The sequence below is a fragment of the Endozoicomonas sp. ALE010 genome (assembly GCF_049310165.1).
Classification (GTDB): Bacteria; Pseudomonadota; Gammaproteobacteria; order Pseudomonadales; family Endozoicomonadaceae; genus Endozoicomonas.
Map to the genome: position 1 here is coordinate 108,463 of NZ_JBLYNV010000008.1, position 20,930 is coordinate 129,392.

Consider the following 20,930-nt stretch of genomic DNA (forward strand, 5'->3'; position numbering starts at 1 on the left):
GTTTGAAGGGTTCAGCGATTACCTGAAAACTGACGTTTATGCCATTTATTGAATTCACGCTTTTTTTCGTTGTTCATGAAACTAAGAAATCAAGCTTTCTGTTGATTTGGATCAATTACCACGATTCAGGATTTCATTTGGTTAACTACTTATCTGCCCTGCTCAATTCTGCAGCCAGTGAATCCGGATCCAGCGAAGAGCAAAACTCCCGGGCCATCGTTGTCAGCTCAGCTGATGTCAGCACCAAGGCATTACTCAGGTTCAGCGCTTGCTGTAAACAGGAGCGATCAGAATGAGATAATTTAACACGTGCATCTTTTGTCACGTTTGTTATGCCAATCAGTTCCTTTGGAGAAGATAACTTACGGGTGCCCTGTATTAATTGATCATCACCAAGTCGAGTATCGCCATTCCTGGCTTCCCAGCAGACGGTCAGGCTCCCACCATTAGCGTTGGTCTTGTGATACAGATATTGAAAAAATGCTTGTTCGACAGATTGCCAACAATGTTTCTTCAAATCTTTCAGCTTCTGTTCCTCTTCACTTGAGATTTGCATGTGCCTCCATTCCCAGTCGGGCCATTCGCAGTCGGGATGGACGGAGTACAGAAATCTTTTTGCTTGCAAAGGTAATTCAAGATAAGCCTGAATAGACATAACAGATTCTTCCATTATTGCATGAATCTGCAAATCGCTTAAGATCGATAGTCCATTCGTTTCATCTTTATTTTTCAAGTTCCAAAGTCTGGCTTTCCGATGTATTTCAAGATCATGAAATATCACCTGCTTTTGTCTCAGCTCGTCAAACTCCGAACTATCCCGAAATACCCGTGGCAAAATGGCGTTGGCCATATCAAAAATGTTAGTTTTATTCCAATCTGGTTCACCGATCATAATCACTGGGCGCTGATGGTTTTTTCCAGCCCGCATCATGGGAAAGGCGGCCTTGTGTGCCAACATGCGTCCTATATCCGGAACTCCCGTTGGATTATTGGTCCAGGAATCATTCAGCGATGAGCAGGTGATCAAGGACTCAAAGGAATCTGAATGCCCACTGTGGCCGTGGGTAACCAAAACGGGTTCTGCCAAGGCCTCAAGTTTTTCCTGGTCATTCGACTTGCCCGTTTTTTCATAGCCATAAAGATACGTGTACCATTTTTTCCGGGCATCGGCTATGTAAGGCTTCAGTTCATCAACGCCCTCCAGACAATCCAGGAATGTGTGATATCCGTTTAGAAAGCGGATAGGGTTGTTATACGCCGGTATTTCATTTTTGTTTCGACAATAGGCTGTGTCCGGGTCCAGTAAACCGGATGCCAACGCCTCCCGGACAAAATCGATAGTCGAAGGCTTCGAGAAATCAGCGCCTTCCAGTGCTTTGTCTAAAGCAGAAAGCCAATCGTTAATGTCACTATTACCATTTATAAACAGTTTTTTGATATCCATGAGTCGTTTTATAATCTGACCATCTGCTATGTCCTTGATGCTGTTGTGCAAGCCGGAGTGCAAGGTATCTGCCAATATTTCCCTTTTTCCCCCACCAGATAAATCCGCTTCATCTTCGAAAAAGAGCTTACGTACTATGTCATTGCCAAGCTGCGCAGCCATTTGTTTCAGTAGAGCATCACTGTCGAGCAGCCCGGTTAAGTCCTCTTGATCGCACAGTTCTTCGATTTGAGAACTCTTTGGCGTTGCCTTTTGAATCGGTTTATCGGGCTCTAATATTTCCAACTGGGTAGGGGCACCACCCAAATCCTGCCTCGACTGCCAGCTGCGACCGTCATCCAGGGAGTACTCGGGAAATACATGGACGGTATTGCTTACCAATCGGGAGGCAATGCCAAAATAGCGGCAAAACGTTACAAATATCACGGAGCGATGCACGCAAGCCCCTTGCCGATTTTGCAAGAGATACTGGAAGAAGCCTTTACTCTGCTCCGGTTTGGCCTTACCGGTAAACTGTTGACAATAATTGGCAATTGCCTCAATGCGTTGCCTGGGAGACTCTGCCTGTTGAATAGCAACCAAGTCTTTACGCAGCCCTTCCGGAAATCCCTGAATTTTCTCAAACAGGGGATCAATGCTGGTTTTTATGGTGCTTGAACAGCATGTTTCCGGACGATCTGTCCAGTCTTTCACAAGCTGCTTACCAGTAAGCGACGTATGGCGTTTACTTGACTGTCGTTGAACCACGTAAGTAAAGGCTATGGTTTCGTTTCTTTTGGCAGCAGGTACCACTACGCTGTGCAGCCCGGAATAGTCGTCTCTGCGCAGATGGAATGGCAGGTCGGGCTCAAGGCTCATATCGATAATGTCTTCATGGGCACTCAGACCCGGGAGCCTGAACAGGCCATTGACCGCTTTCAGGCGGATATGTGCCTGGCTTTGATTAACACCAGTCATCATATTTTTCCCACTGGCCGGATGCCTGGGTAACGTGACCTTAACCGGCACTGGGGGCAAATCATTAATGATGATGGAACCGTCAGCCGAGACAATGACATCCAGGCAACGGAATCGATACTCTGCTGGATGGTATTCGCTGTCAGCAAAGTAGCTGCCAATCACCCGGTCTGCCTTGATTCGGCGCTCATAATCGGTGTTTAAGTTCAATAGCTCTTGTGTGATTTGCAAAGATTCCAACAATATTTTGTCTCTGCGTTTTCGTTTTCTCTTGTCTTGACCGGTAATGAGCCTCGCTGTCAAGGCCCCTGCCATGCGCGATAATGTGGACTTTTTTCCGGATCCGGCATGACGGCTGCGGGCTGATTGGCAAGCGGCTTCGACGGTTTGTTTTTCCGAGCTTGATGCTTCACTGATCGGTCCGCAATGGCCACCGGGTTGTACGTCTTTGGTTTTATCTCCGGTTTTCCCAGCGGCTAAAACCGTCAAGGCCCCTGCTATGCGCGATAATGTGGACTTTTTTCCGGATCCGGCATGACGGCTGCGGGCTGATTGGCAAGCGGCTTCGACGGTTTGTTTTTCCGAGATTGATGCTTCACTGATCGGTCCGCAATGGCCACTGGGTTGTGCGTCTTTGGTTTTATCTCCGGTTTTCCCAGCGGCTAAAACCGTCTCTGGCGTGACCTGATCAGATGGCGGGCTGACAGGACGAGTCAGCAGTTGTCGCAGCTCTTTCCAACAAGCGGGCCACAGATGAACCGGCTGTATACCGTGATGGGCAATCAACCGGTCAGCATGCGGCAGATATCCCTGCCCTGTTTTTGCCATGGCTTGTTGTTGGGCGGATGTTAATAGAAACGCGGTGTCCGGGGCCATGCCGGTATGCCCGAAGCGGTGGTTAAACCACTGTTGTTGCCAGTATCGGTAACAGGCCTGGGTCAGGACATCGTCGGTAATATCCGGTGCCAACGACAGGCCGGACGCTTGCCACTGCGCCCGGGCCAGCAGAGCGATGATTGCCTGCCGGGCCTGCGTGCCATCCAGATCCCTGTGGACAGTGATCTCATGGCGATCTTCCCTGAGCAGGGTGCACGCACCGAGGCGAACCAGCCAGGGACGCTCCAGGTTGGGTATGGTGGTATTAAGCCAGGTGCACAGGGCTGGCTCAACCGTACCTTTATACTCTGTTGCCACCGGCAGGCCCGATAATTTGTCCAGTGTCGTTTTTGCTGCCAGTAGATAGAGCTGGTAGTGCTGGCTGAACTGTTGCCTGATTGCCCTGTTGCTGAAGTCGCCACCTTCGGCAACGGCCCTGGCCAGTCTTTGCAGATCCAGGCTGGTGGGGCGCAACGCCAACTTTTGCTTCTCCAGGCATGACCGCAGTTGACAGTGCCACCGGGCCAGTAACGCGGCCACAGCTGTCGCGGTCTGCGGCAGCACTTTACCGGCAATCGCCTGCAGTTCCGCTGGCTGGTACTGACGGATGGGCAGATAGCGGAATCGCCCTGCCAATGCCGGTGACAGGGCTTTGCGACCACCGTAGTGCGGCGGGTTGATGGTGGCAAACAGATGAAAGCCCGGTTGGGCATCACCGGCCAGAATATCATTCAGCTCACCTTCCAGATGTTGGCTGCCGATCCGGTTGAGTTCGGCAATGACCACGATCTCACCGCGGATTTTTGCCCGGTCGATAGCGTTGCGCACGTCGTCCCAGGTGCAATCGCAGGCGTTCAGGCTGTGGACTTCAGGCAGGGTTTGCTGGCGTGCGCTTAACTGCTGTCGGTAACTGTTGATCAACAGTTGCAGGATAACATCTTTACCCCGGCCGGCCGGTCCCTCAATCAAGGTGGCCAGACGCCCGCTGTGTTGCCGTTGCTGTTGGTTCGCCTGCTGGCAACGGCTCAGATCCTGCCCCAGGCAATGCACCAGTTCACTAACGGCAGCCCCGGATGTATCAAATTCGGGTTTGAACTTAGCCACTGTCTCGGTAAATGTCCGGTTGATGTCAGTCAGGGTTTTGTCCCTGACTTGTTCGGTCAGGGTCTTGTCCACCGGGTATTGACTGGCAAACCAGATCGCCAGGGCGGTCCGGGCATCCTGGTGGGTTGCGCTGATGGCCGGGTCAAGCACATCGTGGAAGCCCTGCAAGACCAGCCCGTGCAGCTGGGCAGGGGTAACTGGTCCGGAGGTTACCGGCTGGCTCTGATCCAGATACCAACTCACCCAGGCGCAGATATCCGTCAGGTCCCTCGGGGTAAACTCGTGATCCGGCAGCAGCTCCGGGTAATACTGCCAGAGAGCCATGACACTGTCGGCGGCCTGCTGTGCCAGCGCCTCTGCCTGGCTTTCGGGCAGATGCCATTGCAGCGAGGTCAGCAAGGCAGGGGCCACCACCCGGTCGCGCAGAAAAGCCCGGTCCAGAGGCGGGTAGTAAACCGTGGGCATGAGTGCTTTCAGGGTCGGGTCCAGCTGTCGTCCGTCGTAGTGATCCGGGTTGCCGGTGAGAATCACCCGGTGGTTGAGGCTGACGGTGACCGGATGACCATCGACATAGACACAGGGGGTCGGCTCCCATAATCCGTTCAGTGCCGCCAGCAGGCCGGTTCTGGCCAGGTTGGCTTCGTCCAGCACCAGGGTAACATACTCCCCTTCAGCGCCGGGCTTGGTGTTGGCCCACGCCATCAGTGCCTGATCCTGCTGCTCCATAAAGCGGTCATTACTGTCCGGTTGCTGCCGCCACTGCCAGCATTTCATCAGGGTCTGCTCACTGTCCGAGGGTCCCAGGGAGAGCACCCGGACTGGGCCGCAAGCCCTGGCCATCTTAGCTGCAAAATAACTTTTGCCGGTGCCGGTTTCACCCTGCAGGAAAATCACCGGTGCCTCGGCCAACCGTGTCCGTAATCGCGCCAGACGACGGCTTTCACGATCCTTCTGGTGGGTTCGGGCGTGACAGAGATCACTGGCCAGTGCCTGCAAGGGCTCTGCTGTGGAACCCTGCCAAACCAGTGACCGGCTTAACTGCTCACTGATACGCGCTGATGCCGCTTCGCTGGGGCCTGCCGCCCGGGCCAGGGTAAAGCAGTCTTTTGCCAGGGTGTGGATGGCATCAGAGCGTGTCTGCCCGGACATCAGAGGCAGAGACCAGCCCGCCGTCAGGGCATCTTCCAGCCGTTTGATCTGGGCCGATGGCCGGATGGGCAAGTTGCTGTGGGTGCAAAAGTCCCCGGGGTTGATCTGTAACTGGCAGGCCATCGCCTGTTGCTGTGCCTGAGGTGCCTGGGCAACCAGCAGAGCGCAGAACTGGTCAAGTACTTGCTGTTCGGAGTCGGAATCCAGCGGTTCGTCAAAGGATAATGACCACAATCCAGCTTTACCGGGGGCAGGCAGTGCCGGGCCAAAGGCTCTGGCCAGCTGCCACAGGTGATCTTTGACAAACGTCCGGTCCAGTGGCCGGGCACTGGCAATAACGCCCTGCAAACGGCCGGGATCTACCCAGTGGTTCCCGTCAGCATCGGGTAGCAACCGTCGGCAGGCTACCTTGATGAAATCACGCACGGAGGCCGTCTGTCGGGTACGGTGGGTCAACAGGCTGTCAATGCCCTTGCGCCAGTGCCGGGGTGCCAGCGCAGAGGCATTATCCCGGTGTTGCGCCTGCCGGGCGGCCAGGATCAGACTGTTCAGCAGGCCTTCGGTAAGGGTGGGCAATGGCTCACACAGAGTACGGGGGATCGTCCTGAACGCCTCGTAGAGTTTGGTGATGGTCTGTTCAGGCAGGTCGGCGCGGTTGATGTCGTGCCGCCTGGCACAGATGGCCCAGATATCCGGCTCGGGACACGGCGTTGCTCTGGCCAGTGCGGCGCTGAGCAAGGGTGACGGACTACTGTCTGACGCCGACCAGAGCACAGTGATGCGGGCTCTCGGGTAGCTGAGCAGCTCGCCGTTCACCAACAGGGGCTGGGGCTGCACGCAGTAGAGTGGCTCCAGCGCCTGCAGCAGCTCCGGGTTGCTGGCCAGCCCTCGAAAGACTACGGGAGTTCCTGCTTGCAAGGCCCTGTGCAACCGGGTCGGACAACGACCAAACCGGGCCTGTTGCTCTGAAGTAACGTGGATATTGTCAAACAGCTGGCTAAGGGTGGTCTGTTCGTTGACCTGAATCACCAGTGGCGGTTCCGGCTGAGCGGCAAGCCAGGCAATGGCTTGTGGGGCTTGTTGGTAAAGCACGGTGGCGCAGTACCGGTTCCCGGTGAGCGCGGCAAGTAACGCTTGCTGTCTGGTGCTCGCTGACTTGCCCGGTAATTCCGATTGCCACTGTGGGGCAGCAACCTGCAGTACCGGTTTTATCCCCGTTGCCTCCCAGATGCCCTGCAAAGCACCCAATAGCCGGAACCAGAGCGTGGTACTGAGGGGGGCGGTGACAATAACCGCACCACCGGCCCGGATCTGCTGCTCCAGCAGGTTATTGGGGACGGCATAACCCTGCTCAATACGTATCGGATTCAGCCACTGGGCCATTCTGACCGGATTGATAAGGATATTGTGCTGCCCGGCAGTCCTGTCAGGTGCCTGGTCATCCTTGCTATCAGGGTTGCTATCCAGCGAACGGAACAGCGTGACCAGCTCCTGCTCAGCAACGGGCATCCGGTAAAACTGGATACCCCGGGCTAATTGGCGAGTCTCACCATTGCATGGGTACTCCTTGCGCACCAGCAGCTGGCGGATGGACTGTTCAAAGGACAAATCGTGCCAGTCAGCCCCCTTCAGAATGACCTGTTGGCCAGGCCGCAGCTGCTCAAGCTGGCCGGGTATGTGCCGGATACGCCCCTGGTGATCGACACCGGGACCACCAAACAGCAGCGAACGCCAGTGGCTGTGCAGATGGCAATCAATGGTAACCACATCGCCATCGTCCCCCGGGGTGCCGTGGTATTCAGGCAGCAAAGCGGTGTCAATGGCATCCGGAATCTCTTTATCGGAGGTTTGGGTCTCAAACTGCCAGCTGTTACCCGGGCGATTGACGCGGCGCCAGAAGTCAGCCCCCGGAGCCTGATCGTTGCTGCCCATTGTGGTTAGCTGCTCGGGGCTGGCCAGTACCAGCAGCGAGACATGGTTACCCAGGGGGCGCTTCTCTTTTTTTGTCCGGTCGTATAGACATGGGTTCTCAGGGTCCAGCAGTTCATTGAACGCTGGCAGCTCATCGCTGGTGAAAGAACGAATGTCCAGTACCAGCGTCAGCGGGGTATCGCTGGCAAAGAGTCGGCCAGACTCAAGGACGGGCTGGCTGTCAGCCGTAATGTGCAGACGCTGCACCAGGTTGTCTTCGCACAAATCATCGGGATGGGTGATAAGCAGCACATTCCCGCCGCTGTCACTGGTCCGGGCGTGCAGCAGACTGCGTACCTCTTGATCAGAGGCTACAAAATGAAAATCGAATGATCGGCCAGGCTGTGCAGTGGGATACTGCCGCACCGCTCTGGTTTTTCCGGTTGTCTGGTGTTTTGCGCCAGGGGACGTTGCGGGGGATAATTGCCCTGGTCCAGCAGTCATCTGAATCTGAGGGGGTAATTCCTTGATTTTGTGGTGTATTTCGGGCTTGTTGTTTTTACCTGGACATAAATTGTCAGTGATTAACACAACGGATTGAGAAGCGTCCTGAATATTCATAAAAATCCTTTTTTTCTTGTATTTCCCTGCCTCCTTGGACAAATAGACACATAAAAAGTTCAAAGTCCCGGGACCAGAACAAGAGTCTGTAACAGACCACACGATAGATGATATGACCCAGATCCGTCAGGAAGTGAAACTGCGGGATGGCAAGGTGGTGGTGCGTGGTCAGGCGGTTGCCCGCAGAAAGGTGAAGTCGGCAGATATTGTACTTTCTCATAAGCCTGGTTTGCCGCTGGCGGTGGTGGAAGCCAAGGCCAATCAGCATGAGATCGGCAAGGGGATGCAACAGGCGCTGGATTATGCCCGTCTGCTGGATGTGCCGTTTGCCTTTGCATCCAATGGTGATGGTTTTATCTTCCATGACAAAACCAATCCGGCAACCCTGGAAACCGAAATCCGGCTGGAAGACTTCCCATCACCGGAACAGCTCTGGCAAAAGCTCTGCCTCTGGAAAGGCTATACCGAACAACAATTGCCCATTATCACCCAGGATTACTACGACGATGGCAGCGGCAAGTCGCCCCGTTACTATCAGCTACAGGCCATCAACAAAACCGTAGAAGCAATCTCAGCAGGCCAGGATCGGGTACTGCTGGTGATGGCAACAGGCACCGGCAAAACCTACACCGCCTTCCAGATTATCTGGCGACTGTGGAAAGCCAAGAGCAAGAAGCGCATTCTGTTCCTGGCGGATCGCAATGTGCTGGTGGACCAGACCCGCATCAACGACTTCCAGCCCTTCGGCACGGCCATGACCAAAATCACCGGCCGCAAGGTAGACCCGGCTTACGAAATCCACCTGGCGCTGTACCAGGCACTCACCGGTCCGGAAGAGCACCAGAAAGCCTACAAAGTGGTCCGTGTCGATCTGGATGTAGATCTGCAAGGCTGGCGCCCCACCAAGGGCCAGACGGACAAACACGGTGAAGTGATCGAAGACCGTATTTACAACCAGAAAGACTTTGACCGCACCCTGGTGATCGACGAACGCACCCAGCTGGTGGCACAGACCATCACCAGCTACCTGAAACGCACCGACCTCATGGCCAAGACCATCGTCTTCTGTAACGACATTGACCATGCCGAACGGATGCGTCGTGCACTCATCAACCTGAACCCGGAACAGGTGGCCAAAAACGACAAATATGTGATGAAGATTACCGGCGATGACGACCTGGGCAAGGCGCAGCTGGACAACTTCATCAACCCCAAAAAGCCCTACCCGGTGATCGCCACCACTTCTGAACTGATGACCACCGGCGTCGATGCCAAAACCTGCAAACTGGTGGTTCTGGATCAGTCCATCCAGTCCATGACCAAGTTCAAACAGATTATTGGCCGTGGCACCCGGATTGATGACCGTTACAACAAGTTGTGGTTCACCATTCTGGATTTCAAAAAGGCGACAGAGCTGTTCCGTGATCAAATCCATCCAGGACATCATGCGCAAAGACGCCGGTGTCGATGGTGATGCCCAGCGTTTAGGCCAGATGTCCTGGCTGCTGTTCCTGAAAATCTTCGATGCCCAGGAAGAAGAGCTGGAGTTTGAGTTGGACGACTACCGCTCACCCATTCCCGAAGAATACCTCTGGCGCAACTGGGCGGCAGACAAACAGGGCATGACCGGTGATGAGCTGCTGGGCTTTATCAACAACGACCTGTTCCCGGACCTGAAAAACCTGATCGCCCCTGTGGATAAAAACCCCCGGGGCTTTGTGGTAAAGGAAGCCTTCAGCGATGCCTTCAACTACATGAAAAACGGTACCCTGCTGCGTCAGGTGATCAACAAGCTGAACGAGGTGGATTTTACCGACTCCAAAGAACGACACCTGTTCGGTGATATCTACGAGCAGATTCTGCGGGACCTGCAAAGCGCCGGTAATGCCGGTGAGTTTTATACGCCCAGAGCCGTCACCCGCTTTATGGTCAATCGCATCAACCCGCAGCTGGGCGAAAGCATTATGGACCCGGCCTGTGGCACCGGCGGCTTTCTCGCCTGCTCGGTGGATCATTTGAAAGACCAGGTGAAAACTGCTGCTGATCATCAAACCCTGCAACAGCAGATCCATGGTGTCGAGAAAAAGCAGCTACCGCACCTGCTCTGCACCACCAATATGCTGCTCCACGGCATCGAGGTGCCGGTGCAGATCAAACACGGCAACACCCTGAACAAGCCGCTTTCCAGTTGGGATGATCAGGTAGATGTGATCGTCACCAATCCACCGTTTGGCGGCACCGAAGAAGATGGCATTGAGAAAAACTTTCCGTCAGAAATGCAAACCCGGGAAACCGCCGACCTGTTCTTGCAGTTGATCATTGAGGTTTTAAAAGACGGTGGCCGTGCGGCAGTGGTTCTGCGCGATGGCACATTGTTTGGCGAAGGGGTCAAAACCAAAATCAAAAAACTGCTGACGGAAGCCTGCAACCTGCACACCATCGTGCGCCTGCCCAACGGCGTGTTTAATCCGTACACCGGCATCAAAACCAATATCCTGTTCTTTACCAAAGGTCAGCCCACGAAGGAGATCTGGTTCTATGAGCACCCTTACCCGACAGGTGTAAAGAACTACAGCAAAACCCGCCCCATGAAGTTTGAAGAGTTCCGGCAGGAGATGGACTGGTGGGGTAATGAGGCGGACGGTTTTGCCACACGGGTAGAAAATGAGCAAGCCTGGAAGGTCAGCATCGACGAGGTGACCGTGCGCAACTTCAACCTGGATATCAAAAACCCCCATGTAGGCGAAACCATCAGCCACGACCCGGACGAACTGCTGGCCAGCTACCGGCAACAGCAGCAGGAACTGGAAGGGCTGCTTGGACAGTTGCAAACTATCCTTGGCGAAGCACTGACCAGCCGGAGCGGGAGATAACGTGGCCGACACCGACCTTAACATTGCCATTTATGAAGCCAGCCAGGGGAATATTCAGGTACTGCTGGACCAGGAAACCATCTGGCTGTCCCAGCGACAACTGGCAGAGCTGCTGGAAACCAGTATTGATAACATCAGCCTGCACCTGAAAAACATCTACAAAGAGGGCGAGCTCACCGCCGGGGCAACTACCGAGGATTACTCGATAGTTCAGCAGGAAGGCCAGCGGCAGGTACGCCGGAAGGTCAAACATTACAACCTGGACGCCATTATCTCCGTGGCTTACCGGGTTAACTCCCGCAAAGGCACCCAGTTTCGCCAGTGGGCCACCAGCACCCTGAAAGAGCACCTGACCCGTGGTTACACCATCAACCAGCAGCGGTTCGAGCAGAATGCCCAGGAGCTGGAAGCGGCCCTGAAGCTGGTGCGCAAAGCGGCGGCTTCTCCGGAATTGCAGGCAGACACCGGTCGTGGGCTAGTGGAGGTTATCAGTCGCTATACCCAGACCTTTCTCTGGCTGTCAGGAAGAGAGCCCTTCATTAACTTCCCGATGACACTCGATCTCCGCTCAGGATGCACGGACGAAGGGTGTGCCACAACCGCACATCATTTCAATGAGTTTGACGTGTACAATCTCCGTTCACCCTGAGCGTCCTTCGGCTCCGCTCAGGATGCACGGACGAAGGGTGTTTGGTATGATCCATCAGTCTGGAGCCTCTCCCTTCTACTCTTCCTCAGAACCCAGGGTGAATGTGTTATCCTTGCCAGCCTTTAACCAACTACCGAGGATTCCTCAGAAGTTCAACGGGAACCATTCATGTCTTTCTTTGTATACATCCTGCAATGCGCAGATGGCAGTTATTACACAGGACACACAGACAACCTGGAACAGCGACTGGCCCAGCATCAGTTGCGGTATTTTCCAGACTGTTATACAGCCAATCGCCTACCCGTTGAATTAAAGTATCAACAAGCCTTCCCTTCCCGTGAGGAAGCCCTGGCGGCCGAACAGAAAATCAAGGGCTGGAGCAGGAAAAAGAAAGAGGCCATGATGCGAGGAGATTGGTCACAGGTGTCCCATCTTGCCCGTTCTTATTCAGCGCCTTCCGAACCGCAAAACCCCGTGCATCCTAAACAACCAAACCCCGTGCATCCTAAACAACCAAACCCCGTTCATCCTGAGCAACCAAACCCCGTTCATCCTGAGCCTGTCGAAGGATGTGGACTCCGAACCAACAACGAAGACCGTGCCAATCACCCTTCGACTCCGCTCAGGGTGAACGGAGATTGTACAAACAATGACTGAGCAACTGATCGTAAATCACCTCTCTACGCTGGCGCTGGCGGTGCAGAACAAATCCGCTTCTGGCCGAGGTTCCGGCAAGAAGATTGACCTTTATGGCATTAAGAAACTGCGGGAGCTGATTCTGGAGCTGGCGGTCCGGGGGAAGCTGGTGGCGCAGAATCCGGAGGATGAGCCTGCTTCCAAGCTGTTGGAGCGGATTGAAGCCGAGAAGGTGAGGCTAGTTCAGGAAAGGCAAATAAAGAAACAGAAGCCTTTGCCATTAGTTACTGAAGATGAGAAACCATTTGAACTTCCAGTTGGTTGGGAATGGGGGAAGCTGGGAAATTGATCCAGCAATATTCATTATGGTTACACAGCTTCAGCCAAACATGATTCTGAAGGAGTTAGGCTACTTCGAATAACCGATATTCAAAACGATAGAGTTGATTGGGAAACAGTACCAGCCTGCGAGATTACAACTGAAAACTCTGAAGCATATAAGCTGGAAAGCGACGATATATTGATAGCCCGAACCGGAGGAACAGTAGGAAAATCCTACTTAGTTGAGAACATCAGTGTTCATGCAGTTTTTGCGTCATACCTGATTAGAGTAAAGAGAATCTCTTCTATGTATGCGCCATTTATCAAAACTTATCTCAGCAGAAACGCATCGTCACCAAAGTCGATGAACTGATGACCCTGTGCGACCAGATTGAACAGCAGACCGAAGCCAGCTTGTCCGCCCATACGACACTGGTAGAAAACCTGCTGGCAACCCTCACCAACAGTGCCAATGCCGAAGAACTGAAGCAGAACTGGCAGCGCATCGCCAGCCACTTCACCACCCTGTTCACCACCGAGGCGAGCATCGACCAGCTCAAGCAGACCATCCTGCAACTGGCTGTGATGGGCAAACTGGTACCCCAAGACCCCAACGACGAACTCGCCGCCACACTGCTGGAACGCATCGCCGCCGAAAAAGCCCGGCTGGTCAAAGAGGGTAAAATTAAAAAGCAGAATCCGCTGCCGCCAATTGCGGAGGATGAGAAGCCGTTTGAATTGCCGGATGGGTGGGAGTGGTGTCGTCTGGAAGAGTTGACTCAGATAATAACCAAGGGCTCGTCACCTAAGTGGCAAGGAGTTTCATACACTGAAAACCCTTCTGATGTACTCTTTGTCACCAGTGAGAACGTCGGTGCTTTTGAGCTTATGCTTGATAAAAAAAAGTATGTTGAGCAAAAATTCAACGAAGTTGAACCTCGCTCCATACTGGCGAATGGTGACTTCCTAATGAATATTGTTGGTGCATCGATAGGAAGAACCGCGATTTATGACATTGATGATCTAGCTAACATAAACCAGGCCGTATGCTTGATTCGTATCTTTAAAAATCTTCTTTGCAGCTCATTCTTCCTTCAATTTTTCAATAGCTCTATCTGCATTGGCTATATGTTTGACAAGCAAGTTGATAATGCCAGAGCCAACTTGAGCATGGGCAACATCGCTAAGTTCTTAATACCTGTTCCACCAACGGCAGAACAACACCGCATCGTCACCAAAGTCAACCAACTAACAACCCTCTGCGACCAAATCAAAACCCACCTGCAACACCAGCAGCAAACCCGCCTGCATCTGGCCGATACGCTGGTGGAGCAGGCCGTCAGTAACCGTTAAAGTACACTTACCAGAAGCGCTCGCCAGTCAACCAAAGGAAGACATGATGCTAACCCGACTAAAACTATCCAACTTTAAGGCCTGGCGGGAGTCCGGTGATGTTCAGCTCAGGCCAGTGACTTTGCTGCTGGGGGAAAACTCCACAGGTAAGTCCAGCCTTTTGCAAAGCCTGTTGCTGATGAAGCAGACGGCCATGTCTCCGGATCATACGGTTCACCTCAATCTGGGAGCTGAAGCGAATGACTATGTGGATATGGGCTCATTTGAGGACCTGCTGACCCGAAACCCGGAGAAGCGTAAGGTCGGTATTGAGCTGGATATGGATGACAGTAAAAGCCTCTGTTTCTTTTCGGTGGAATATGCCCAGGATTACAAAAAAAGTCCGGTCATTGAAAGCATGAAACTGAGTACGGATAACGAGCACTGGTTTCGTGTCGCACGGACTGAACGGAGTGCATTTGGCATCTATCTTCCCGGTGAGACACGCACCACCTTGAAGGCACGCTCCTATGCGCCAGAGCGTGGTATTGCCTTTTCAGCAGATGCGATTGCAGCCATGGGTGAGTCGGGAAAAACGGTTCAGAACCTGAGCCTGCAACTGCGCCGGGAACTTGAAGCAATTTCCTACCTTGGTCCACTGAGAAACAAGCCTAAACGGACCTATATTTGGAATCGCACCCGCCCGGGGATCATTGGTGACGATGGTAGCAATGCGATACCCGCGCTTCTGGCCAGCGCTCAGGCCGGAAGGAGAAACGATGACAATCTTGTTGGCTCCGTATCCCGCTGGCTGAAAAAAATGAAGATCGCTGACAAGCTGGAGGTAAAACAGCTCAGTGCCGGTCATTACAGCGTGCTGATTCACCGGGATGGTGTGGTCGCTAACCTTCGGGATGTAGGGATTGGTATATCTCAGGTGTTACCGGTGCTGGTGCTGGCTTATTTTGCTCCGGCATATTCTACCGTTCTTCTGGAAGAGCCAGAGATTCATCTGCACCCGCAGGCTCAATCTTTGTTGGCGGAGTTATTTCTTGAGGTCAGCAAAAAGCGTCATGTGCAGTTTATTGTGGAAACCCACTCAGAGCACCTGTTCCGACGTATGCAGACATTGGTCGCTAAAAAGAAAGCCTCGCCTGAACAGTGCGCCCTGTATTTTGTCGAACGCCAAAAATCCGATGCTGTTCTGAAAACATTAACCATGGATGATTTTGGCAGGCTTTCCTACTGGCCAAAGAACTTCTTCGGCGATGCGACAGGGGAGGTGCGGGAACAGGCAAAACAAACCATGCTCCGGATGAAAGAGGAACGTAACCAATCATGAGTCGGCATGTTGTTGATACCAATGTTTTGATTGTTGCCAGCGGCGAACACCCTGACTCACCGTTTTCATCAGACAGGCATCCTGTCGAGGATGCGGGTGAGGCAGAAAAGGTTCTGGAGTGGCTGATGGACTTTGAGCTCAGCGGCGGTCGTATGGTGTCGGACTACGACTATGAAATTTTTGGTGAGTATGAAAAAAAGCTCACTGAACAAGATTATGGTCTGATGGTTCGGCGTACGAAGTTCGATAGGAATGAAATCGATTATGTTGCGCTTGAATGGGAAGATGATCCAGCCAATCCCGACAAGGTTGCCGTACTACCCAAACAACTAAAAGATGTTGTCCACGATCTTGCCGATAGAAAAATGATAGCTGCCTGCTTAAAAGCAAATGAGGATGGTATGGCCTGCACCCTCGTGAATGCCTGCGATACAGACTGGTACGACTGGCAAAAGCAACTTGAAGTAGCGGGCGTAGAGGTTGAGCAGATTATAGAAGAATGGTCCCGCAAAAAATGGAAAGAACACCATGACCGATGATTTCTTCCGCTTTCCCCACACGCCACACATTCAATGGTTGGGTTCTGGTGAACCACGGGGCGATAAACTGTTATCAGATTCCGAAGTCTATGAACTGCTGCATGCAAAGCTGACCGTGGAAGAAAAAGTCGATGGTGCCAATGTCGGCTTCTCTGTCGGCCCTGATGGGAAACTCAGGGCTCAGAATCGTGGTGCCTGGATTGAACGGGATATAGGCGGTCAGTTCAAGCACCTTTGGCGATGGGCAGCCCGTTACGAGGCAGATCTGATCAACCTGCTGGGTGAGCACCTGATTCTGTTTGGGGAGTGGTGCTATGCCCGTCATTCCCTGGCTTATGAGTCACTGCCAGACTGGTTTGTCGGGTTTGATATTTATGACTGTAAGGCAGACAGATTCTTCTCGGTTCCTCGCCGCGATGAGCTAGTTGCCCTTCTGGATCTTCAGCCAATCAAACCGCTTGCCGTGGGTACCTTTTCAATGGAGAAGTTAGAGGCACTGCTGAGCAGGCCATCTCACTACGGTGCAATCAACATTGAAGGTATTTATCTGAGGCAGGATCAGGGGGAATGGCTGAAGCAAAGAGCAAAACTGGTCAGAAGCGACTTTACCCAAACGATTGGTGAGCACTGGACCAGAAAAGGCATTATTCCCAATGAGGTTTTCGGCCAGAGATAACGGTAGTCTGTCGCTCGATTCCCTGTGATTTTTTGCCGCCAAAACGGTTCAATCTACACCACTAAAAAAGGGAGGGAGAAATCTACTTAAGGTTTTTTGACGACTGAGCATGCACAAAGGAAAATTTATCCGGCGAGTCTTTGATTACTGAAGACCGTAAGAAGTATTTGTTTATGAGTGACAGAAGGCTGCATTGCAGGTCAGAGCCTGATACCGATTAGTACCGTTACAGCCCAATCGAAAGTGGGGGCAATAGTGGGGGCAAACAGACAGATACAAAAAAGCCCGTAGTGTTTACTAACGCTACGGGCTTTACTGTATATGGTGCCGACACCAAGAGTCGAACTCGGGACCCACTGATTACAAGGCATCTATAACTGCTTCCCATAGCCATCCGTAAAATCCCACCACCCTGCTCTACACCCCTTGTTTCACGGGCTCTGTAGAAGATCGCATTCCCATAAGCTACCATAAGAATTTGCTTCATCCCACGCGAAACGGGGACTAAAACGGGGACTAAATTGAGCTTAGTCCCCACTTCCAAAAATCGAATAAATAGAACCATGGTTGGAGTTATTGATGCCACAGTACTCACCCACCCAGATTGAGAACATGACCATTGATGGCAAGAAGAAAATCAAGATCAGTGAGCCGGTCGGGGGGAAAGGTGAAGGGACGCTTGTCTATAAACAGCAAAAGAGTGATGTTGAGGCCTATTACCGGTATCGGGATAAAGGCGAAGACACCACGCTATTTATTGGCCGCTACAGCCGGTTGGGTAAAACCGGCCTGAAGCTGAATGAGATACGGGATAAAGCAAGGGAGTATGCCCGCATAAGACGGGAAATAGCGCCGGTTGATCTTAAGGATCATCTCAAGTTTGAAGAGGCCCGGCGGCTACAGGAAATGGAAGAACAAAAGCGTCAGGCCGCAATTGAAGCAAGCCACGGCACACTGGAAGACCTATGCGCCTTATATGCAGCCAGTCTACACCGCCGAAAGGCATCGTCAGCAAGGGATGTTGAGAACTCCCTGAAACGAAATGTAATAACCCCTTTCCCCCATCTGGCAGCTCGCAAGGCCAATACAATTACACCGGATGATTTAATACCTTTATTCCAGCGCGTACTGGAACGGGGCGTCACCCGAACCTACAACATGGTCAGAAGCAACCTTAAGGCGGCCTTTAATCTTGGTATGAAATCGGACCATGACCCCAGGCAACAGCTTGAGCATGGCAAACGCTTCAGCATCCAGTTTAATCCGGTGGATGCCATTCCAAGATACGCTGAGTTTGATCGGGTCAGGGAACGATCACTCTCCAATGAAGAGCTCCATCAAATGTGGCACCACCTTGAGTCTGGCAAAGAAACATGGAGCCCGTTGTATGGCCTGCTCTTGAGGTTCTGTTTTGTTTGTTTTGGCAATCGTCCTGAACAGCTTAATGATATCAAGTGGTCCGACATTGATTTTACCAAACAAACATTAATGTTTGTTGATACCAAAGGTAAAAACGCAATCCCAAAGAAACGCGTTATCCCGCTCACAAACAGAGCAATGGCCATACTGGAGCAGGCTCAGCGAATATCAGGTTGCTTTGATGGTCCCTTTATCATCACCGGTGGATCACCCATCGATATACGCAACCTTGGCCGCTTTGTGGGCGCCTACAACGACTGGCTGCAAGATAATGCAATGGCGGAAGGCAAGCAGCCTCCGGAACGCTTTACCGCAAAAGACCTGCGCCGCACAGCTACCCGCCTGTTTACCGATTGCCGTGTCCTCAAAGAACATCGCTACCTGCTGCAAAGCAGGGAAGATGGCAGTGTCGAGTCCAAACACTACGACCACGATGACAGGCTGCCAGAAAAGCGGGATGTCGCCAAAATCTACGACGATTACCTGAGCAGAATCATTGAAGGCGCGGCTAATGAGGAATCAGACAATGTTATTCAGTTCAAGGCAACGGTGCCCTCCATTGCATAAACCCTTTAACTGAGTTTATCCATACACGGGGAAATGGTTCTCGATAATGAGGATCACCCCGTGAGAACAGCGTCTTCAGACTATATCCCTGTTTCTTTGTTATCCAACCCAAAAAGCATCAAACCAAGCATCTTTATCCAGTTTAATAGTAAAATAAGACAATTCGTGATGAAATAAAATACAAAACTGGACTGCCTTACAAATAAACCTATAATTTAAACATAATATGCTGTATTCGCCTCACTAACCTGATAACAGAGGCCGTTATGTTAATTGAGTTCTCGACCACAAACTTCCGTTCCTTCCGTGAAAGGCAAACCCTGAGTATGGTCAGGGGTAAATTAAAAGATGACGATAAGCTGGATACCCACAGCTTTCCCTTCCCGGATAAGGCCGACATGGCCTTGCTCCGTTCTGCAGCCATCTATGGTGCCAATGCCTCCGGCAAGAGCAACCTGATCCGTGCCCTGAGAACCATGAAACGAGTCGTGGTCCAATCTGCAGGCTGGCAGCGGGGAAAGGAACTGCCAATGGAACCTTACTTGCTGTCCACGGAGACGACCCGGGAACCCTGCGAATTTGAAGCCTCCTTTTATGCCAACGGTGTCCGCTTTCAATACGGCTTCTCAGCGACCAGCGAGCGGGTTATGGAGGAATGGCTTTATGCCTACCCCAGTGGTCGGACACAGAGCTGGATCGAGCGCGCTTGGGACGAAGGTAGCCAATCCTACCAATGGGGCCGCATGGAGGCCTTGAAAGGCCAGAAGAAACTGTGGAAGGACAGCACTCGGGATAATGCCTTATTGCTTTCCACTGCCGTACAGCTCAACTGCGAACAGCTTCAGCCGGTGTTTGACTGGTTTGAAAATACGTTGAAGATTGTCGGCATCAATGGCTTTAATCCGGGATTTTCTATCAAATCGTGTGAGAAGGGTGAACGGAAGAAAGAAATTGTTAATTTCCTCAAGTCAGCTGACCTGAACATTACGGACATCAAGGTCAAGCCCAAAAAGATCAGCGCCAATGACTTACCGGAAGACATGCCGGATGATATGAAGCAATCCATCCTTCAGCAGTCAGAAGCCAAAGCGTTTGTAGATATCCAAATCATTCACGAAGGTGAAAATGGTGCTTCGGTTGCGCTCCCACTGCAAAATGAATCCGATGGCACCAGAAAGTTATTCGCCTATGCAGGCCCGTGGCTTGATGTACTTAAAGAAGGCAGCGTACTCTTTATTGACGAGCTGCATGACAACCTGCACCCATTAATCGTCCGGATGCTGGTCGGCCTGTTCCATAACAGCCAGACCAACCCGAAAAACGCCCAGCTTATGTTTACCACTCACGAAACCTCAATCCTCAGTCAGGAAGTGTTCCGTAGAGATCAGGTCTGGTTCGCGTCTCAAGAGGGGGCACAGGGTACACACCTAACCCCCCTTTCTGATTTCAAGGTACGCAAAGGCGCAGAGGATATTGAGCGTTACTATCTGGATGGCCGATACGGTGCCGTGCCCTACCTGCCGCACTTTTATGCTGATGTCTCTGTGGCAATGGGGAATTGATTGTGGCAGACCAGTTGTTCAAAAAGCGTAGAGCAAAAAAAGCAGCAGAGCTTTCCCGACAGCAAGCTAAACGGGAGTCTTATGACAAGGTTCTGATTGTCTGTGAAGGTACAAAGACCGAGCCCAACTACGTGAATGAAATCAAGGACGAACTAAAGCTATCAACCGCTAACGTATCCATAGCCCCTTCACCCGGTTCTGACCCACTCAGCGTTGTTGAGCATGCAGAAACTCTGGTCAATCTACAGGCTCGGCAGAAGCATTTAGACAACTACGACCGAGTATTCTGCGTGTTCGATAAAGACGAGCATGAAGAGCATGGCAATCGCTACAGCAAAGCCCTGAGCAAAATCAGTCAGATCAAAATTAAGGGTGTTACCTTTGCTGCCATTACCTCTAACCCCTGCTTTGAAGTCTGGCCGGTTCTCCACTTCGAAAGGCGAACAGCGCCTTTCTTACCCACCAGCAAGAGAACCGCAGCCCAGGAAGTCGCTCATCACCTTAGCCAGTACCTCCCTGACTATGAAAAAGGCAGGCAGGGCCTCTACAGCCAGATTAAAGGACAAACCAAACAGGCTATCACCTTTGCCAAAAGGCTTGAGCATGAAAACCAGAAAAGCGGCAGCGATAACCCCTCTACGCAGATGCATGTACTGGTCGATTACCTTTACAAACTGAAATGGGGTGAGATTGCCCGATAGCCGAAAGAAAAAAACTCCCAGGTCTTAATCAAGCACTTTCATACATGTCATAAAGGTGTAGTGGTCAAGTAAAAATGGACACCTGATTAAGCCGCTTTACTGAATTCCTGTTGCTCAAAGTCCACAGGGCTCACGTAATCAAGATAGGAATGAAGTCTGCGGTTGTTGTAGAACAAAATGTAATCAACAACCGCTGCTTCAACATCTGCTCTTGTTTCGAAAATATAATGGTCAGTCCTTTCCCTTTTCAG

General features: G+C 52.1%; 13 protein-coding genes and 1 pseudogene. 12 read left to right on the plus strand and 2 right to left on the minus strand.

Annotated features, from left to right (window positions below):
• Nucleotides 1-145 precede the first annotated feature (145 nt).
• A complete protein-coding gene (locus ACO6UY_RS05885) occupies nucleotides 146-8,062 on the minus strand; it encodes an AAA family ATPase (RefSeq protein ID WP_422489361.1) in 7,917 nt (2,638 codons plus the stop codon).
• A 106-nt stretch (nucleotides 8,063-8,168) separates the two neighbouring features.
• On the opposite strand from ACO6UY_RS05885, the pseudogene ACO6UY_RS05890 reads away from it, so the two are divergent.
• From ACO6UY_RS05890 to ACO6UY_RS05945, 12 genes and pseudogenes are all read left to right on the plus strand, one after another.
• Nucleotides 8,169-9,503, plus strand: a pseudogene (locus ACO6UY_RS05890) (DEAD/DEAH box helicase family protein); the annotation flags it as partial.
• Nucleotides 9,484-10,935: an N-6 DNA methylase gene (locus tag ACO6UY_RS05895; RefSeq protein ID WP_422489363.1), complete on the plus strand. Its 1,452-nt coding sequence runs from the start codon at nucleotides 9,484-9,486 to the stop codon at nucleotides 10,933-10,935. The pseudogene ACO6UY_RS05890 and the gene ACO6UY_RS05895, both read left to right, overlap by 20 nt.
• Nucleotide 10,936: 1 nt before the next feature.
• A complete protein-coding gene (locus ACO6UY_RS05900; protein ID WP_422489365.1) occupies nucleotides 10,937-11,584 on the plus strand; it encodes a virulence RhuM family protein in 648 nt (215 codons plus the stop codon).
• Between the two features lie 168 nt (nucleotides 11,585-11,752).
• Nucleotides 11,753-12,241: a GIY-YIG nuclease family protein gene (locus ACO6UY_RS05905; RefSeq protein WP_422461295.1), complete on the plus strand. Its 489-nt coding sequence runs from the start codon at nucleotides 11,753-11,755 to the stop codon at nucleotides 12,239-12,241.
• Nucleotides 12,234-12,569, plus strand: a complete 336-nt coding sequence (locus ACO6UY_RS05910) for a hypothetical protein (RefSeq protein WP_422443911.1) — start codon at nucleotides 12,234-12,236, stop codon at nucleotides 12,567-12,569. The genes ACO6UY_RS05905 and ACO6UY_RS05910 overlap by 8 nt, the downstream gene beginning before the upstream one ends.
• A 344-nt stretch (nucleotides 12,570-12,913) precedes the next feature.
• Nucleotides 12,914-13,894, plus strand: a complete 981-nt coding sequence (locus ACO6UY_RS05915; protein ID WP_422461299.1) for a restriction endonuclease subunit S — start codon at nucleotides 12,914-12,916, stop codon at nucleotides 13,892-13,894.
• A 43-nt stretch (nucleotides 13,895-13,937) separates the two neighbouring features.
• On the plus strand, nucleotides 13,938-15,215 hold the full coding sequence (locus ACO6UY_RS05920; protein ID WP_422443915.1) for an AAA family ATPase: 1,278 nt from the start codon (nucleotides 13,938-13,940) through the stop codon (nucleotides 15,213-15,215).
• Nucleotides 15,212-15,754 carry a hypothetical protein gene (locus tag ACO6UY_RS05925; protein ID WP_422443917.1) on the plus strand — a complete coding sequence of 181 codons (543 nt, stop codon included), beginning with the start codon at nucleotides 15,212-15,214 and terminating at the stop codon, nucleotides 15,752-15,754. The genes ACO6UY_RS05920 and ACO6UY_RS05925 overlap by 4 nt, the downstream gene beginning before the upstream one ends.
• Nucleotides 15,744-16,430, plus strand: coding sequence for an RNA ligase family protein (locus tag ACO6UY_RS05930; RefSeq protein WP_422443919.1), 687 nt, complete (start codon nucleotides 15,744-15,746; stop codon nucleotides 16,428-16,430). The genes ACO6UY_RS05925 and ACO6UY_RS05930 overlap by 11 nt, the downstream gene beginning before the upstream one ends.
• 579 nt (nucleotides 16,431-17,009) lie before the next feature.
• The gene (locus tag ACO6UY_RS05935) at nucleotides 17,010-18,416 is read left to right on the plus strand and encodes a tyrosine-type recombinase/integrase (protein ID WP_422461303.1); all 1,407 of its coding nucleotides are present in this window, start codon (nucleotides 17,010-17,012) and stop codon (nucleotides 18,414-18,416) included.
• Nucleotides 18,417-18,682: 266 nt separating this feature from the next.
• The gene (locus ACO6UY_RS05940; protein WP_422489367.1) at nucleotides 18,683-19,978 is read left to right on the plus strand and encodes an AAA family ATPase; all 1,296 of its coding nucleotides are present in this window, start codon (nucleotides 18,683-18,685) and stop codon (nucleotides 19,976-19,978) included.
• Between the two features lie 2 nt (nucleotides 19,979-19,980).
• A complete protein-coding gene (locus ACO6UY_RS05945; RefSeq protein WP_422461307.1) occupies nucleotides 19,981-20,679 on the plus strand; it encodes an RloB family protein in 699 nt (232 codons plus the stop codon).
• A gap of 86 nt (nucleotides 20,680-20,765) precedes the next feature.
• Here the strand turns inward: ACO6UY_RS05945 and ACO6UY_RS05950 are convergent, their stop codons facing one another.
• Nucleotides 20,766-20,930 (minus strand): IS3 family transposase, encoded by a 165-nt coding sequence (locus ACO6UY_RS05950; RefSeq protein ID WP_422489373.1) that lies wholly within the window; start codon nucleotides 20,928-20,930, stop codon nucleotides 20,766-20,768.

What these genes read in the sequence shown, in the direction of transcription:
- ACO6UY_RS05885 (WP_422489361.1), bottom strand. Translation starts at nt 8,062, where the DNA reads ATGAATATTCAGGACGCTTCTCAATCCGTTGTGTTAATCACTGACAAT.
- ACO6UY_RS05905 (WP_422461295.1), top strand. Translation starts at nt 11,753, where the DNA reads ATGTCTTTCTTTGTATACATCCTGCAATGCGCAGATGGCAGTTATTAC.
- ACO6UY_RS05910 (WP_422443911.1), top strand. Translation starts at nt 12,234, where the DNA reads ATGACTGAGCAACTGATCGTAAATCACCTCTCTACGCTGGCGCTGGCG.
- ACO6UY_RS05915 (WP_422461299.1), top strand. Translation starts at nt 12,914, where the DNA reads ATGACCCTGTGCGACCAGATTGAACAGCAGACCGAAGCCAGCTTGTCC.
- ACO6UY_RS05920 (WP_422443915.1), top strand. Translation starts at nt 13,938, where the DNA reads ATGATGCTAACCCGACTAAAACTATCCAACTTTAAGGCCTGGCGGGAG.
- ACO6UY_RS05925 (WP_422443917.1), top strand. Translation starts at nt 15,212, where the DNA reads ATGAGTCGGCATGTTGTTGATACCAATGTTTTGATTGTTGCCAGCGGC.
- ACO6UY_RS05930 (WP_422443919.1), top strand. Translation starts at nt 15,744, where the DNA reads ATGACCGATGATTTCTTCCGCTTTCCCCACACGCCACACATTCAATGG.
- ACO6UY_RS05935 (WP_422461303.1), top strand. Translation starts at nt 17,010, where the DNA reads ATGCCACAGTACTCACCCACCCAGATTGAGAACATGACCATTGATGGC.
- ACO6UY_RS05940 (WP_422489367.1), top strand. Translation starts at nt 18,683, where the DNA reads ATGTTAATTGAGTTCTCGACCACAAACTTCCGTTCCTTCCGTGAAAGG.